Below are 15,868 nucleotides of genomic sequence, written 5' to 3'. Positions count from 1 at the left end.
AAAACCGGCAGCATTGACCGGAATAAGGGCAAGGAACGAGAGAATGGCTGACAGCGATCCCAACATGGGTGGCGGCAAGGCACGATGCGAGGCGATCAGCTGGCAGGAACTGCTGGCGCAGGATTCGCGCCCCGCTCCGGCCATGCTCACCGAAGAAAGCTACCAGTATCGCGGCTCGGAACCCTTGGCGGCAGAGCGCTACACCTCGGAAGACTTCGCCCGTCTCGAGCGCGAGAAGATGTGGCCCCACGTCTGGCAGTTCGCCGCGCGCGAGGAGGACATCCCCGAAGCCGGTGACTACACCGTGTTCGCGAACGCCGGCCGCTCATGGCTGATCTCCCGCCAGGAAGACGGCAGCGTCAAGGCGATGCACAACGTCTGCCTCCATCGCGGCCGCAAGCTGCGTACCGAGGACGGCACCGCCGACACCTTCACCTGCCCGTTCCACGGCTTTGCCTGGAACAAGGACGGCAGCTTTGCCGGCATGCCCTGTTCGTGGGACTTCAAGCACCTCTCGGCCGAAAAGATGCACCTGCCCGAGGCCGAAGTCGGTCGTTGGGGCGGCTACATCTTCCTGCGTGAGGAGCCGGGCGGCCCCACGCTCGAGGAATACCTCGCCCCGCTGCCGGAATTCTTCAAGCGCTGGCGGCATGAGGAATGCACCACGGTGATCTGGGTGGCCAAGGAAGTCCCGGCCAACTGGAAGGTCACTGCCGAAGCCTTCATGGAAGCCTGGCACACCGTCGTCACCCACCCGCAGTTGCTGCCCTTCACCGGCGATGCCAACAGCGCCTACTGGACCTATGGCGACAACGTGAACGTCAACCACGTGCCGTTCGGCATCATTTCCCCGCACGTCGATCCCAACGGCAAGACGCAGCAGTGGATCGTCGACGAGTTCTGCAAGTACAATGGCCGCTCGGCTGACAACTACGACGCGTCTGGCGATCCTTTCGCCGTCAGCGTGCCCGAAGGCATGACCGCACGCGCCGCATTGGGCGCCGCCATGCGCGCAGGCTACACCGCGCAAACCGGCTACGATCACGATCACGCGACCGACGCCGAACTGCTCGATGGCCTGGTCTACAACGTCTTCCCCAACTTCGCGCCGTGGGGCGGCTTCATGCCGAACATCGTCTATCGCTGGCGCCCCGGAAAGACGCCCGACACCTGCCTGATGGAAGTGCGCATCCTTGCCCGCGTCAAGAAGGGCGATCCCATGCCGCACGGCGTGCCGATGAAGCTGCTCACCAATGACCAGAAGTGGACCGATGCGCCGGAACTGGGCGTGCTGGGCCACGTCTTCGAACAGGACATGGACAACCTGCCCTATGTCCAGGACGGCCTCCACGCCTCCAAGACCGGCGAGGTCAACCTCGGCGACTATCAGGAAATCCGCATCCGCCAGTTCCACCAGACGCTCGACAAGTACCTGAACGCTTGAGCGGAAAAAGGCATCCCCTCCTTGCTCCCCTCCCGCAGGCGGGAGGGGTTGGGGGTGGGCATCCCACGCCAGCGTTTGCAAAAGAACAAAACCGCCAAGGTCAAGCGGCTGCCAGTTCTAGAGGTGATACCAAGTGACTGAAAACACAACGGACGTTCACCCCCCGCGCATCGATTGCGTATTCGTCTGCGGCGGCGTCTGGCATGACATGGACTTCGCCCGCCTCGAAATCCTCAAGCTGCTGGCCGAGGATCCGGCGATCCGCACCCGCGTGTTCGAGGACTACGAGAACATCGAGGCAATCCGCGCCGCCGACATCCTGATCACCTACACCTGCGATGTCACCCCTTCGCTCAAGGCGCAGGAAGCCTTGCGCGATTGGCTGCACGCGGGCGGGCGCTGGTATGCGCTGCACGGCACCAACTCGGTCCTGCGCTTCCTCACCGATGGCCCCAACAAGGACCTGTGGGACGCGCCGCGCTGGGCGCCGCTGATGATGGACCTGCTCGGCAGCCAGTTCATCAGCCACCCCCCGATCGCGCCCTACACCGTCACGGTCGCCGATCCCGATCACCCGCTGGTGCAAGGGGTGGAGCCGTTCGAGACCACCGACGAACTCTATCACATGGAGTACCACGGGGCCCTGCACGTCCTGCTCGAAACCGATTGCACCGTGGAAGGCACCGGCTTTGTCGAGGCGGCAGATGCCATCGGCAAGCATGCCGTCATGTACCTGAAGGACCACGGCAAAGGCGGCGTGCTCTACAACACGCTCGGCCATTGCCGCGGGCACTATGATCTGCAACCGATGCTCGACTGGTGGCCCACGGTGGACCGCTGCGCCTGGGACCTGCCGGTGTTCTACGAGTTGCTACGCCGCGGCATCGGCTGGCTCAAGGACCGTCCGGCGAAAGCCTGAAATCCCGCATCGGTCCTAAGTCCAATTTTGGCGCGCAGGGGGTCGTGTCACACCTTCCGGGTAAACGAATCCGGGAGAGACAACATGACCACCCTCCGCCTCGCGCTGCTCACCGGCGCCTTGCTGACCGCCACCACCGCCCACGCCGGCCCCGCCGCTCCGCCCTCAACCTGGGCACGCTGCGCCGTCTGCCACAGCAACACCAAGGGAGCGCCCGACAAGATCGGCCCCAACCTCTATGGCGTCTATGGCCACAAGATGGGCGTCAAGGGCACCTACAAGTTCTCGGATGCAGTCAAGAAGTCTGGCCTCAAGCTCGATGACGCCACGCTCGACAAGTGGCTGGAAAGCCCGGCAAAACTCGTCCCCGGCAACCGCATGAGCTTCCCCGGCATCAAGGACAAGGCCAAGCGCGCCGAACTGATCGCCTACCTCAAGACACTGAAGTAGGATGAAATCCTCCCCGTTTTTGCGCAGCACAAACGGGGAGGGGGACCGCCGCCGCTGGCGGTGGTGGAGGGGCATGAACCTGACCCCTCCGTCAGTCCTCCGGACTGCCACCTCCCCTTTTGCACTTCATGAAAAAGGGGAGGATCACTTTCTGCCAATAGCCACCGGATCCGCACGCACCAACCCCCGCCCCACCTCGTGCCAGCCCTCAATGCCCTCGGCAAACCAGTAGACCCGCGCAAAGCCTTCGCTGGCCAGACGCCGCGCGGCGTTCCAGCTCATCCAGCAATCGTTGCGGCAGAACACCACCACCGGCAGCGCGGGACGATTTGAGCGGGCCGCCTTCACCGCATTACGCAGGCCCTGCCACAGGACCGCGTCGGCATTCGCGCGCCCGGTTTCAGGGTGCCATGCTGCACCTGGAATCGTCTCATGCTGCGCAGCAAGCGTCCACTTCCCGGTCAGCGGATCACGCACGCCGCCTTCCGCCGGCAGCACATCGATGAACAGCGCATCGACCCCCGGTCTGAGGCGAAGCGCCGCTTCCAGCGTGATGGCAGCGGCCGGTGTCGGCAGGCGATCAACCGGAGCGCGATAGCGTGCCGTGCGATACCCCGCAGTGTCGAACAGTTGAGGGGGAGTTGCGGCAGAGTCATGGGCCTGCGCCTTAGAGTTGCCGGGGAGTTGGAAAGCGGCGAAAACCGCCAGGCTAAGCGCCAGATGCCTTGATTTCACGGCCTTTTCCGCTCCCGCCCCATTATTCCAAGGTCCAATATGCTCGCTCGGCCAATGCGCGCATAGTGTGCTTTGGGAGAATGCGCATGAAGGCAAAGCTGACAATCGCCGCCCTCTTGATACCGGGCGCAGCACCGGCGCTGGCGGCGCCTGCAGATCCGCTGCAGTCGCCAATGTGGGAGCATCACGCCGCGCGCCTGTTCGGCAAGGATGCCGTGGTGTTTGATGATCGCGTTGCCGTCCGCATTCCCGAAATTGCTGAAAACCAAAGGGTTTTTCCGGTCACTGTGGATGCCCGCGCCTTGCCCGACGTGCGCCGCATCGTGCTTTTCGCCGATCTCAACCCCATCCCCGTCGCCGTGGACTACACGCCCACCGGGGCCGAACCCTTCCTCGCCACGCGGATCAAGCTCGACCAGCGCACCCCGGTCCGCGCGGCGGTACAGACGCAGGACGGCACGTGGCACGTCGGCGGATCGTGGATCGACGCCGCAGGCGGCGGCTGCTCGGCCCCGCCGGTCAGCCGCGTGAAAGGGGACTGGGCGGACCATCTGGGCGAGGTTCGGGCGGGGCAATGGCCTGAAAAGGCTGGAGAAACACGCCTTCGCCTGACCTTCCGACACCCGATGGACACCGGGCTGGTCGAGAACATTCCAGCCTACAACATCGAACGGCTGACCGTCCGCGATGCCAGCGGCAAGGCATTGGGCCAGATGCAGATTTTTGGCTCCGTGGCGGAAGACCCGGCCTTCACCGTGGTGGTCAAGGCAACCGGCACGATCAGCTTCGAAGCCCGCGACAGCGCCGGCCTGGAGTTTCCCGGCAAGGTGGGTGCGTGAGGCTGGACCGCAGGGCGCTGTTGCTGGCCGGACTGCTCACCCCCGCTGCCGCCTTTGCCGAGAAATTTGCAGGCAAATACAATCCCGTATCCGAGCAGATCGCGGACGGTCTGTGGATGGTGCGCGGCACTGACGAGGCCATCGCCTTTGCCAACGGCGGCGCGATTGCCAACAGTGCGATCATCGCGACAGACGCAGGCGCAGTGCTGTTCGACCCCGGCGTATCGCGCGAACACGGCCTTGCGCTGGGCGCGATGGCGCAGCGGCTGACCGGCAGGGCGGTGAGCCGCGTCTACATCAGCCACCTGCACCCCGACCATGCGATGGGCGCGGCGGCGTTCGATCCGGCCTTGGTCCACGCCCTGCCCGCCACGCGGGCTGAGCTGGAGCGTGATGGCGAGGGCTTTTCGGACGCGATGTACCGCCTGCTGGCCGACTGGATGAAGGGAACGGCGATCGTCCTGCCGCAAGGCGATGTCACTGAAGGACAAGCGCAATTTGGCGGGCGCAGCTTCCGTCTGCTGGCGCTGAAAGGCCATTCCGGCGGTGATCTGGCACTGCTGGACGAGGCGACCGGGACGCTGATCGCAGGCGACCTCGTGTTTCACGATCGCGCCGCATCGACGCCGCACGCCAGCCTGCCCGACTGGCGCGCCTCGCTCGACCGGCTCGCCGCGACGCCGCACAAGCTGCTGGTGCCGGGGCACGGGCCGATCGACCGCGATGGCGGCGCTATCGCGCAGACCCGCGATTGGCTCGACTGGATCGACGCGACGCTGCGCGATGCGGTGACCAGGGGCCTCGACATGAGCGAGGCTGGGGACCTTCCGATTCCTCCCCGGTTTTCAACGCTCAAGGCCGCGCGCTATGAATTGCAGCGCAGCGTCTCGCACTTCTATCCCGGGTTGGAAGCGGAACTGCTGCCGCGCTTGTAGTCAGAACTCCGCCCTGAGCGATACCGTCAGCCGGCGCGGGGCGCCGGGGGCGTAGGCGCGGGGGTCTTCGGCACCGGGGGCTTCGGCAAGGTCGATCTCGTCAACTTCGCTGAAAGTGCCGAAGGTGGCATAGCGCTTGTTCAGCAAGTTGCGCACTTGCGCGACAAGGCGAATGCCCGGCGCAAGGCTGACCGCGCCATCGAGATCGAACACCGCATAGGCGGGCGTGCGCGGATTGTCGTTGCCCTCGTCGCCGGCGAGATACTGGCCCGAGCGGGCGCGCATCGTGATACCGGCAGACCAGCTCCGCGCCTCCCGCGCAAGGCGCAGGTTGAGGGCGTGGCGCGGCACGGCAGGCAGCTGGTCACCGCGCGCGACCATGATCGTGCCCTCGTCATCGGCCGCCGGGTTCGACGGGCTCGACATGGTGAAGGCATCGCGGAAGCGTGCATCGGTGAAGGCAAAGGCGGCGGACGCGTGCCAGCCGTCGTGCCGCCATTCCGCCGAGGCTTCGATGCCCTGCCTGCGGGTATGGCCGAGATTGGCGAAATAGGCCCGCCCGCGCACGCTCGAGGCTATCATGCGGATATCGTTGCTGGTTTCAGAGCGCCACAGGTTGATGCGCCAAGCCAGCATCTTGCCGGTTGCGCTCAGGCCGCCATGCCAGTTGGTTGCCGTCACCTGCCTGAGCGGCGGATCGGCGATGAAGAAGTTCGCAAGGGTGCAAGGGGCTTCCGGGTCGGCGCAGCTCAATTCCGCAGGGGTGGGATTGCGGCTGGTCAGCGAGAAACCGGCGGTGGCATGAAGGCCGGTGCCAAGGGCATAGTCGAATTCGACCGAAGGATTGAAACGATCGAAGCTGTGACGACCGTTCAGCGCGGTGCCCAACTGGTCTTCCATCACCACGCGGTTGTGCGAATAGCGCGCTCCGGCCTCGACCGAGAGCGCCCTGGTCAACGGCATCTCGAGGTTGGCGAAGAGGGCGAAATCGTCGAGCTTGGAATCCAGCGACACCGGCTGGATCGCCCCTTCGGCCGAGATCAGCGGCAGGCCGAGATCCTCGACCGAGCGATCTTCTTCCAGCTCGCCAAGATCGGTCTGGGCGGCAAAGCGGGTGCCGGCATGCTCCCACGTGCCGCCGAGCGCAATGCGACGCGTGCCGAGGTCGGTTTCGACGGTGTCCTGCCATTGCAGCGTGGCACCATAGGCCTGCGTGCGCTCCTTGCCGCGATTGAACACGGCAGGATCGTCTCCTGCGGCGTTCGCGGCAACGGGACTGCCGCTGGAAAACAGCGGATCGCTGTAGCTGTCGTCCTCATCCTCGACGCAGAGCTGCGCCGGGTTGGCATCGCAAGGGCCGAAATCGGCAAGGTCGCCATTGGCATTGCGACGATCAAGGTACTGCCAGTGGGCGCGCAGTTCGATGCGGGAAGTTTCGCCGATAGGCAGCCAGGGCGCTGCGACTATGCGGGCAAAGCGGGTGCGGGTGCTGTCTGGCCGGGTGAACACGGCATCGTATTTCGCATCGAGCAGTTCGACCGGCGAGACGCCGTTGCCGGCAAGATCGGTCGAAGCACCCAGGGCGGAGAGTTCGATGCCCCAGCCCTCGCCCTGATGAATGCCCTTGGCAAAGCCGCGATAGAGCGTCGACGGGCTGGCCACGCGCCAGCCTTTGTCATGCCGCGCTTCGAACGCGACGAGCAGGTTGCTTTGCGCGGTGCCGGTGCCATAGCTGACCGCGCCGCCAGCCATCCCTTCGCTGTCAACATCGCCCTGGCCGCGCAGGCCGGACAGGGTCACGCCGTCGCCGGTCTGGACGAGCACCGATCCCGCCAGCGCATTGCGGCCGAGCACCGGGTTGGCATCGTTGACCTGCGCGGCAACGAGCACCGTATCGGGCACGAGATCCAGCAGAACGACATCGCCGAACGGCTGGTTGAAGCGGACGCCATCGAGATAGACGGCGATGCCCTGCTCCATGCCCTGAAGCGCACCGGCGGAGAAGCCGCGCCAGTTCAGCGTTGCCTGCCACGGGTTGCCAGCGGCCTCGCCCAGAGTCAGGCCGGGAATGGCGCGTTCTAGCGCGCGGCCGAGATCGGCGCGGCCCGAGGCGTCGATAGCCGCAAGGTCGAGCGCGCGGGCCTCGTCAAGGTCGATCATGCCGCCGGGGGCATTGACGATGATCTGCGGATCGTTCTGAGCAAGAGCGGGTGCGGAACCGGCAGCGAACAGCAGCGGGATCAGCTTGCGCATCATCAGATCTTTACCCTCACCCCTGCCCAGAGCGTGCGCGGATTGCCAAGGTCAATGGAGCCGCCCGAATTGCGGGTGACGATCTCGGTATCGAACAGGTTTTCCGCGCGCAGGACCAGGCTGATTCCCCGGGGCAGCGGCACTTGCGCGAACATGTCGAGTGTCGTCGCGGCCTTCAGGCTGTCGCTCTGGAGGTCGTCCTCGTACTGCTGGCCGACGTGGCGCAGGGTGGCCGCAACGTCCCAGCCTTCGGCAGGGCTAAGGCCGAGCGTGGCCGAGGCGGCGAGGCGCGGGGTCTGTGCCGGGCGCTTGCCGGTGAGGTTCGACAGCGGACCGTTGCGCACTTCGGCGTCGGTCCATGCCAGCGAGCCGTCGAAGCGGACCATGCCCAGTTCGGCGTGGGCGGAGGCTTCGATGCCGCGTGCGCGGATCTGGTCGACATTGCGGCGCTGGCGCAAGTTGGTGCCGATCGTGACGTTGGCGACGGCATCTTCGATGCGGTTGTCAAAGCCGGTCAGCGAAAGGCGCAGGCCCTTGGCGGGGGTGAGGTCGATCCCCGCCTCGAAGCCCTTCTGCTTCTCGTTGCGCAAGGCCGCGTTGGCCTGCGTGGTTACCGGGAAGACGGTGAAGGGCCGGTAGAGTTCGTTGAGCGTGGGCTGGCGCAGGCCGGTATAGGCCGCGGCGCGCAGGGCGATCATATCAGTGGCGCGCAGCACCGCGCCGCCACGCCAGGTGACGGTCCAATCGGTCTGCGTGGCGTAATCGGTGCGGCTGGTGACAGTGCCTGCCGTGTTGCGCACTTCAAAGTAGCCGTCGGCGATCACGGTGCGATCGGCGCGCAGACCGCCGGTCAGCACGAGCTTGCCCAGCGTCAGGTCGTTCTCGGCATAGAAGCCGAGGTCGGTGTTGACGCCCCCTGCCCGGCGACGCGCGGTAATCGCGCCGGTGGCGGCGCTGATCGCGTTTTCCTTCATCGTGCCCGAGGCGCGGCGCCAGTCCACGCCAAGGCGCAGCACGTCGTTCCCGCCCATCGGCGGGCGCAGCTCGAACTTGCCGCCGAGCCCTTGGGCAGGCGTATCGTATTGATCGAGCGTGGGTTTGAAGCTGGTGGCGGAGACGACGATGTTGTCGAAATTGCGCACCTGGACATAGGCCAGGGCATCGAACTGCCAGTCGCCGCGGCCGACGAGGCGCAGGCTGGCGTCCTGCCCTTCGCTGGAGGTGGTGGCGCCCTTGAAGCGCAGCAGGCGATCATCGCGATAGACCAGCGCGCGGGCCTGAAGCTCGACCGTGTCGGTCAGCGGGGCGACGGCGCGGACTTGCGTGGACCAGGATTCATAGCGGGCGCGGACGGTGGCGGGGACGCGCTGCGCCTCGGGCGTGGTGAAGAAGCCCTTGCCGCGATCCCAGCGGCCGGAGACGACGGCGAAGCCCGAGCCGAGGCGGGGGGCGATGCTCAGGGCTGCTTCGGACTCGCCGCGCTGGCTGGCGAGGAGCTGGGCGTTGACGAGGCCCAATTGGTCGGGGCCTGCGCTTTCGAGTTCGATGGTGCCCGAGAGCGCGCCTGCGCCGAACGGGCCGGAGCCACCGCCACGGGTAACGCGGATCGAACCGAGCGTATCGGGGGTGAGCGCGGGCAAGGGCACGTAGCCGAAGAACGGATCGGCCATCGGCACGCCATCGAGCAGCACCAGCGCGCGGCTGGTGGCGTTACCGCCCAGCGCGCGCAAGGTGACGCCCTGCGCCGAGGGGTTGGACGAGCGGCTGTCCGACCGGCGGAACTGCTGGAACCCTGCGACGGAGGTCAGCACATCCTCGACGCGGCCCGAGGCCGAAGTGGTGATGGCATCGCGGCCGATCTCGACGCTGGAATAGGCAGGCGTACCGGGCGTCTTTTCGAGACCGGTGCCGGTGACGACGATCTGGCCGCCGGGGCCTTCATCGGCGAAAGCCGGAAGTGCGGTCGATGCGAGAGCGGCTGCGGCCACGAGGCTGCAGGCCTTGAGAAGCTTGGTGTCGTCCATCTGCTGCGACTTTCCGGATGACGATGAGAAACAGGTATGTCGGCGGCGGTAAGAGAGGAGATTTTCGCCGCCGACAAGGGTGGACTTTCGTATCGGATGTTAAGTTTTTGAAACCCAGGTCAGAAGAACAGGATTCCGCCAACCGCCAGCGCGTCGCTCTCGGCCTTGTTGCCCGAGTGGGCGACCGCCTTCGAATGCACGTATTCGCCGATCAGCGTGACCCACGAGGTCAGGCCGTAGCGGACCTGACCGACGTAGCTGGAGTTCACGTCGAGCAGGTTGGGATTGGCGAGGCGATCGGTGTTGCTGGCGTAATCGAGGTGGCTCTCACCATAGCTGCCGCCGACCGAGACCTTGCCGAAGGTGGCCAGAGCCTGGGCGTAGAAGCCGCTGGAATCGCGCTTGGCGATGCCGGAGCCGGTCTGCGGAAGGCCGGTGTCGAACAGGCCGAGCACGGTCGTGCCGAGGCCGCTGGCGGTGTAGTAATAGCCGGTCGCGGTGACCGGGCCGACCGTCACCTTGCCGCCGAAGTCCACGCCGCTGCCGGTATAGCTGCCGCCGCCGACGATGTCGTGCTTCTGCGTGATCCCGGAGACCCACAGGCGCGCGGCGACGTCGCCGAACTTGCCGTCATAAGTGACCTTGCCCTGGAAGCCGGGGGCCGAGTTGCTTTCGGCAGGGCCGGTGAGCGAGGACAGTGGCTGGAACACGCCGACCGACGCCTGCAGGCCCTTCAGGTTGGGCGTGGTGTAAGTGATCTGCGGCTGGAAATCGGTGTAGATGTAGCCCACGCCGATGCGGCCCAGCGTGGTGTTGCCGGGCGCGACGTTATTGCCGGGCGTGCCGGAGGACAGCAGGGTGATATCGTTGAGAATGCCCTCCGACCCGAACAGGCCGATATCGCGGCCGATCTTGAAGGTGCCGACATTGGGGCGCCCAAAGGTCATGTAGGTCTGGCGGAAGTCGATGCCGGCGGTGGCAAGGGCGGTCGGCTGGCCGCCGTTGTTGGCGCCCAGAGCGCCCCAGGCGGTCGAGTTGATGCCCGGGTACATGCCGAAGGTGGCGCCGACATCCCAGCCCGACTGCTGGGTCGCGACCGAAACCTTGAGGAAGCCGGGGAGCAACCCGTTGCGGATGGCGCTGGAGTTGTTCGAGCCGACGCTGGCGATGCCGCCGGTGACGGCGGTGCGGGCGGTTGGCGTGGCGGGATTGTCGTGGACGTAGAAGCCGTTGACCGAGCCCGAGAAGGTGATCGTGGCCGGGCCGACTTCGAGGCCGATGCCGGATGCGGCCATGCGGACCATGCGGCTGGAATCGACGGATTCGGTGGCGCGGGTCATGGTATCGCCAGCAGGGGCGGCGCCAGATGCAGCGGGGGCAGGCGAAGGCTTGTTCTCTTCGGCCAGCAGCTCGGCATATTCCTCGTCGGAGAGGATGCCCTTTTCGTGCAGGCGCTTGAGCAGTTCGGCCGTGCCGGCGTAGGCGGGCGTGGTCGCAATCGCCATCGTGGCGAGCGCAACCGAGGCGCAAAGCGCCTTCTTGATGTTCATGTCTGGTCCCCTCCGTGAAAGGTCGTGTCGATTATTCTGCGACTGAGCGGGGACAATGCTGCGCGGAAACAAACTGCGATATTGGACTTTGGGCGTTGGACTTTGGGATAATGACGAAGGGCAATCAGCGCCCCAGCGCGACGCCCCAGGGTCCCCCGCCCGCCGGAATTGTGGCGGTGACCTGCATCGCGGCGATATCGACGAAGGAGACGGAATCGCTGGCGCCGTTGGCGACGATGGCGCGGGTACCGTCCGGGGTTATGGCGAGATGCCAGGGGCGATCTCCGACCTTGACGTAGCCGCGCACCTTGCGGGTGGGAACGTCGACCACGGCGATGCTGTCAGCCCGGCCGAGGGCGACGATCGCCGTCTTGCCATCGGGGGTGAAGCGGATGCCGCAGGGCATGACCTTGTAGGCCGGCACGCCGGGCGGCGCGAAGGCAAGGGTCTGTTCGATGGCCCTGGTTGCGGTGTCAGCGATCTGGACGGTGCCGGCCATCTCGGCGGCGATCCACACCTTGGCGCCGCTGCCTTCGAATTCGATATGGCGCGGGCGGGCATTGGTTTCCATCTCCTCCACCACGCTGCGGGTGGCAAGATCGATCCAGGCGACGGTGTTGTCCTCCTCGCTGGTGACGAGCAGCCATTTGCCGTCGGGACTTTGTGCGACGCCTTCGGGCTCGTTGCCGGTGGCGACCTGCCAGGCGACCTTGCGATTGGCGAGGTCTATGGCGGTGACCGCACCGTTGTCCTCGTTGGCGGCGAACAGCAGGTCTCCGGCGTAGGCGGGGAAGAACTGTTCGGGGTCTGCGCCCGAAGGCAGCGCGGCAATCAGCGCGCCGGTGGCGGGATCGCGCAGCTCGACCGCGTTGTCGGCACTGGCGGCGACGAGCAGGGCCTTGCCGTCGCGCGTCATGGCGATGCCACGCGGGCGATTGCCAACCGGCCATTCCGCCTCGACGGTGCCCTTCTCCACGTCGATCACCGTCACGGTCGAGGACCGCTCGTTGCTGACGTAGGCGCGGGTGGCGTGAGCCGCGGGCGCGAGGGTGGTGCCGAGCAGCAGCGCCGCAGCAATGGCTTTCAGTTTTCTCTCCATGCTGCGCACAATATCGCGCGTAAGGGCTCATCGCTATGACACCTTGGTCTTGTACCATGGTTCAATTTGCGCTGGGCCGTCAGCGCGATAAGCAAGGCACATCATCGGGGCGGACGATCATCCGGACCCGTGTCGCAGAGGATGACTGATGATCAAGATCTCCAAGGGCCGTGCCGCCCTGCTGGCGGCGGCTACGCTCGCCACCGGCGCCATCGCATCGAGCCTTTCCGCGCATGGCAATGTCACGCCGCAAGCGGTTGACACTTCGGCCCTGCCCGACCTCGTCGGCGGCAACGACGCCTGGGTGACGGTAAACCCCTATCGCGGCAACGAAAAGGCGTTGGAAATCGGCCAGTCCGCCTATGGCCAGAATTGCGCACGCTGCCACGGGCTCGACGCGATCTCGGGCGGGATTGCGCCTGACCTGCGCTACCTTGAAACCGGCGACAGCGGCGACGAATGGTTCGTCCAGCGCTTCCAGCACGGCTCTTCGCGCGATGGCAAGGTCTACATGCCGCCGTTCGGCGAAGTGCTGGGCCAGAAGGCCGGATGGGCGATCCGCACCTGGATCGAATCCAAGCATACCGAAGAGTGAGCCGGATGCGCGCCAGCAGGCGTTCGTTCCTGCAGGGGCTGGCGCTCAGCGCGCTGGCCGCGTCGTCCAATGCCATTGCCGCACCGCTTGAGAAGGTCAAAGACCTGGGAGTCCTTCGGGTCGGACTCTATGCGGACAACCGGCCATGGTCGTGGAATCAGGACGGCAAGGTGGCGGGCATCGATGCGGATATCGCCCGCGCGCTGGCCGATGCGCTGGGCGTGCGGGCCGACTTGCAGCTGTTCCTGGCGGGCGAGGACATTTCGGACGACTTGCGCAACGTCGTCTGGCGCGGCGGGCTGCTCGGCTTCCAGCCCTGCGACGTGATGCTGCACGTGCCGTTCGAACGGCAGTTGATACAGCAGGAAGACAACGTCGTGTTCCTGGCGCCCTACTACCGCGAGACTTTTGGCGCGGCCTGTTCGCGCGATGGCGGCAACTGCGAGGCGGTGCCGGCGGCGTTCAAGGGGCACAAGATAACCGCCGAACTCGCATCGATCCCTGATTTCTACCTGCTCGGCCATGCGGGCGGCGTCCTTGCCAAGGACCTGATCCACGTTCCCAACGGCTATGACGCGCCCGCCGCGCTGGTGGATGGCAGCGCCGACTTCACCGTGGCGACCACTGCGCAGATCGAGGCGGTCGTCGCCGACCACCCCGAGGCCGGGATCAAGGTGCGGAAAGGGCCGCTGCCGATGATGATGTCTCCGGGCTGGGACATCGGCATCGCGGTCAAGGAAAACTCGCGCAATTTGGGCTTCAGGCTTGAGCAAGTGCTGGAGCAGATGATTGGCGACGGGCGCATGGCCGCGCTGTTCCAGCGCCATGGCGTGACCTGGAAGCCTGCGCTTTCCGCCCAATCCTGAACCGACAGCTCGCACCCGCCATCCTTGATTGGCGGGCCAACGGGGGGACGGGAACACCGACTGCGACCGGTGTTCCCCGAACCGTTTTTGCTGCAGTCATGCTGCGCAGTATTAACAGCTTGGAATGCCCACCCCCGCCCCCTCCCGCCTGCGGGAGGGGAGTCAGAGAACTGCGCTTCTGCCCCCTTCCTGCAAGCTGGAGGGGCTGGGGATGGGCACGGGCGCTCCGCTCTTATCCCAAGGTTCAATTGTGCGCACAAGCGCAACCGATAGGCTCACTGTGACGATCGGGGATCAGTGGCGAACCGGGGGGATTCCCGCATGACCGCACTCCATCGCAGAACAAGACCCCATAACAGGAGGGACAGGATGAAGCGGCGTTTTTCAATCGTGCTGGCAGGCCTTGCAGCCGCAACCAGCCTTACCGCAGCACCGGCACTTGCCGGCGGCCCCACCAGCGCGGACATCGTCAACGATGCAGCCACGCCCGGTGACGTGATCAGCTATGGCATGGGCCCGCAGCAGCAGCGGTTCAGCACGCTCGACAAGCTCAACACTAGCAACGTCAAGAACCTCGTGCCGGTGTTCGCAGCATCGCTTGGCGGTGAAAAGCAGCGCGGCCAGGAATCGCAGCCGCTGGTCTATGACGGCACGATCTATGTGACCGGCTCCTATTCGCGCCTGTTCGCCTTCGATGCGCGCACTGGCGAGAAGAAGTGGGAATACAACGCCCGCCTGCCCGAAGGCATCATGCCCTGCTGCGACGTGGTCAACCGCGGTGCTGCGATCCACGGCGACAAGGTGATTTTCGCCACGCTCGACGCGCACCTCATTGCGCTCGACCGCCACACCGGCAAGGTGATCTGGAACAAGAAGCTGGCCGACTACCAGGCAGGCTATTCGGCCACGGCCGCGCCGCTGATCGTCAAGGACATGGTCATCACCGGCAATTCGGGCGGCGAATTCGGCATCATCGGTGAAGTTTCGGCGCGCAACGTCGAGACCGGCGAGCTGATTTGGACGCGCCCGACCATCGAGGGCCACATGGGCACGCTGGCCGGCAAGCCCAGCACCATGACCGGCAAGCTCAACGCATCGTGGACCGGCGACCTGTGGAAGACCGGCGGCGGCGCGACCTGGCTGGGCGGGACCTATGACCCCGAAACCAACCTGCTGTTCTTCGGCACCGGCAACCCCGGCCCGTGGAACAGCAACCTGCGCCCGGGCGACAACCTCTACACCGCCTCGACGCTGGCGATCGATCCTGACACCGGCGAGATCAAGTGGCACTACCAGACCACGCCGCACGATGGCTGGGACTTCGATGGCGTGAACGAGTTCATTCCGTTCGACGCCACGGTGAAAGGCAAGCCGATGAAGCTCGGCGCCAAGGCTGACCGCAACGGCTATTTCTATGTCCTCGACCGGACCAACGGCAAGCTGATCAGCGCCAACAAGTTCGTGATGCAGACGACCTGGGCCGATGGCATCAACCTGAAGACGGGCCGCCCGAACTTCATCCCGGCCAACCGTCCGGGTGCGCCGAACGGCGCGGAAAAGGGCACGACCGTGTTCGCCAGCCCTTCGTTCCTCGGCGGCAAGAACTGGATGCCGATGGCCTATTCCAAGGATACCGGCCTGTTCTATGTGCCTTCGAACGACTGGGGCATGGACATCTGGAACGAACCCATCGCCTACAAGAAGGGTGCGGCCTATCTTGGCGCCGGCTTCACCATCAAGCCGATTGCCGAAGATCATATCGGTGCCCTGCGCGCGATGGACCCGGCCACCGGCAAGATCGTGTGGGAATACAAGAACAAGGCTCCGCTGTGGGGCGGCGTTCTGGCCACGCGCGGCAATCTGGTGTTCACCGGAACGCCCGAGGGCTACCTCAAGGCCTTCGACGCCAAGACCGGACAGGAACTGTGGAAGTTCCAGACTGGTTCGGGCGTGGTCGGATCGCCGGTGACCTGGGAGCAGGACGGCGAACAGTACGTCGCCGTCATGTCCGGCTGGGGCGGCGCGGTGCCGCTGTGGGGCGGCGAGGTTGCCAAGACCTTCAAGGAAATCAGCCAGGGCGGTTCGCTCTGGGTGTTCAAGCTGCCGAAGTAATGTTTCCCCGGAGCGCCGGACCCTTTTTGTGGGTCTGGCGCTCCATC

General features: G+C 65.6%; 13 protein-coding genes. 8 read left to right on the top strand and 5 right to left on the bottom strand.

What is annotated here, in order from left to right; genetic code table 11:
* Window positions 1-43 precede the first annotated feature (43 nt).
* From HGI46_RS15165 to HGI46_RS15155, 3 genes are all read left to right on the top strand, one after another.
* Window positions 44-1,444, top strand: coding sequence for an aromatic ring-hydroxylating dioxygenase subunit alpha (locus HGI46_RS15165; RefSeq protein WP_168904923.1), 1,401 nt, complete (start codon window positions 44-46; stop codon window positions 1,442-1,444).
* A 208-nt stretch (window positions 1,445-1,652) separates the two neighbouring features.
* A complete protein-coding gene (locus HGI46_RS15160) occupies window positions 1,653-2,363 on the top strand; it encodes a ThuA domain-containing protein (protein WP_206065760.1) in 711 nt (236 codons plus the stop codon).
* Window positions 2,364-2,447: 84 nt separating this feature from the next.
* Window positions 2,448-2,813, top strand: a complete 366-nt coding sequence (locus HGI46_RS15155; RefSeq protein ID WP_168904922.1) for a c-type cytochrome — start codon at window positions 2,448-2,450, stop codon at window positions 2,811-2,813.
* Between the two features lie 144 nt (window positions 2,814-2,957).
* Here HGI46_RS15155 and HGI46_RS15150 read toward each other — a convergent pair whose 3' ends face one another.
* Window positions 2,958-3,548, bottom strand: a complete 591-nt coding sequence (locus HGI46_RS15150; RefSeq protein WP_346766746.1) for a rhodanese-like domain-containing protein — start codon at window positions 3,546-3,548, stop codon at window positions 2,958-2,960.
* A gap of 80 nt (window positions 3,549-3,628) precedes the next feature.
* Here HGI46_RS15150 and HGI46_RS15145 point away from each other — a divergent pair, with 80 nt between their 5' ends.
* Window positions 3,629-4,387, top strand: a complete 759-nt coding sequence (locus tag HGI46_RS15145) for a quinoprotein dehydrogenase-associated SoxYZ-like carrier (protein ID WP_168904921.1) — start codon at window positions 3,629-3,631, stop codon at window positions 4,385-4,387.
* The gene (locus HGI46_RS15140) at window positions 4,384-5,322 is read left to right on the top strand and encodes a quinoprotein relay system zinc metallohydrolase 1 (protein WP_168904920.1); all 939 of its coding nucleotides are present in this window, start codon (window positions 4,384-4,386) and stop codon (window positions 5,320-5,322) included. The genes HGI46_RS15145 and HGI46_RS15140 overlap by 4 nt, the downstream gene beginning before the upstream one ends.
* On the opposite strand, the gene HGI46_RS15135 is transcribed toward HGI46_RS15140, so the two are convergent.
* The 4 genes from HGI46_RS15135 to HGI46_RS15120 all read right to left on the bottom strand — a co-directional run bounded on the left by HGI46_RS15135 (window position 5,323) and on the right by HGI46_RS15120 (window position 12,248).
* Entirely contained in the window at window positions 5,323-7,578 is a 2,256-nt protein-coding gene (locus tag HGI46_RS15135) for a TonB-dependent receptor (RefSeq protein ID WP_240946794.1), read from the bottom strand.
* Window positions 7,578-9,599, bottom strand: a complete 2,022-nt coding sequence (locus HGI46_RS15130; RefSeq protein WP_168904919.1) for a TonB-dependent receptor — start codon at window positions 9,597-9,599, stop codon at window positions 7,578-7,580. Before HGI46_RS15130 ends, HGI46_RS15135 begins: the two co-directional genes overlap by 1 nt.
* Window positions 9,600-9,718: 119 nt before the next feature.
* Window positions 9,719-11,149 carry a porin gene (locus tag HGI46_RS15125; protein WP_168904918.1) on the bottom strand — a complete coding sequence of 477 codons (1,431 nt, stop codon included), beginning with the start codon at window positions 11,147-11,149 and terminating at the stop codon, window positions 9,719-9,721.
* Between the two features lie 124 nt (window positions 11,150-11,273).
* Complete coding sequence (locus HGI46_RS15120; RefSeq protein WP_168904917.1) at window positions 11,274-12,248, bottom strand: PQQ-dependent catabolism-associated beta-propeller protein; 975 nt, start codon at window positions 12,246-12,248, stop codon at window positions 11,274-11,276.
* A 148-nt stretch (window positions 12,249-12,396) separates the two neighbouring features.
* Here HGI46_RS15120 and pedF point away from each other — a divergent pair, with 148 nt between their 5' ends.
* The 3 genes from pedF to HGI46_RS15105 all read left to right on the top strand — a co-directional run bounded on the left by pedF (window position 12,397) and on the right by HGI46_RS15105 (window position 15,821).
* The gene (pedF, locus tag HGI46_RS15115) at window positions 12,397-12,843 is read left to right on the top strand and encodes a cytochrome c-550 PedF (RefSeq protein WP_168904916.1); all 447 of its coding nucleotides are present in this window, start codon (window positions 12,397-12,399) and stop codon (window positions 12,841-12,843) included.
* Window positions 12,844-12,848: 5 nt separating this feature from the next.
* Window positions 12,849-13,709, top strand: coding sequence for a transporter substrate-binding domain-containing protein (locus HGI46_RS15110; RefSeq protein ID WP_168904915.1), 861 nt, complete (start codon window positions 12,849-12,851; stop codon window positions 13,707-13,709).
* A gap of 369 nt (window positions 13,710-14,078) precedes the next feature.
* Window positions 14,079-15,821 carry a methanol/ethanol family PQQ-dependent dehydrogenase gene (locus HGI46_RS15105; RefSeq protein WP_168904914.1) on the top strand — a complete coding sequence of 581 codons (1,743 nt, stop codon included), beginning with the start codon at window positions 14,079-14,081 and terminating at the stop codon, window positions 15,819-15,821.
* The last annotated feature ends 47 nt before the right edge of the window (window positions 15,822-15,868 follow it).

It is taken from the genome of Novosphingobium sp. ERW19, assembly GCF_012641315.1.
In the GTDB taxonomy this organism is placed as follows: Bacteria; Pseudomonadota; Alphaproteobacteria; order Sphingomonadales; family Sphingomonadaceae; genus Novosphingobium.
The sequence above is the reverse complement of the archived record's forward strand: the minus strand, read 5'-3'. Positions and strand labels throughout refer to the sequence as shown.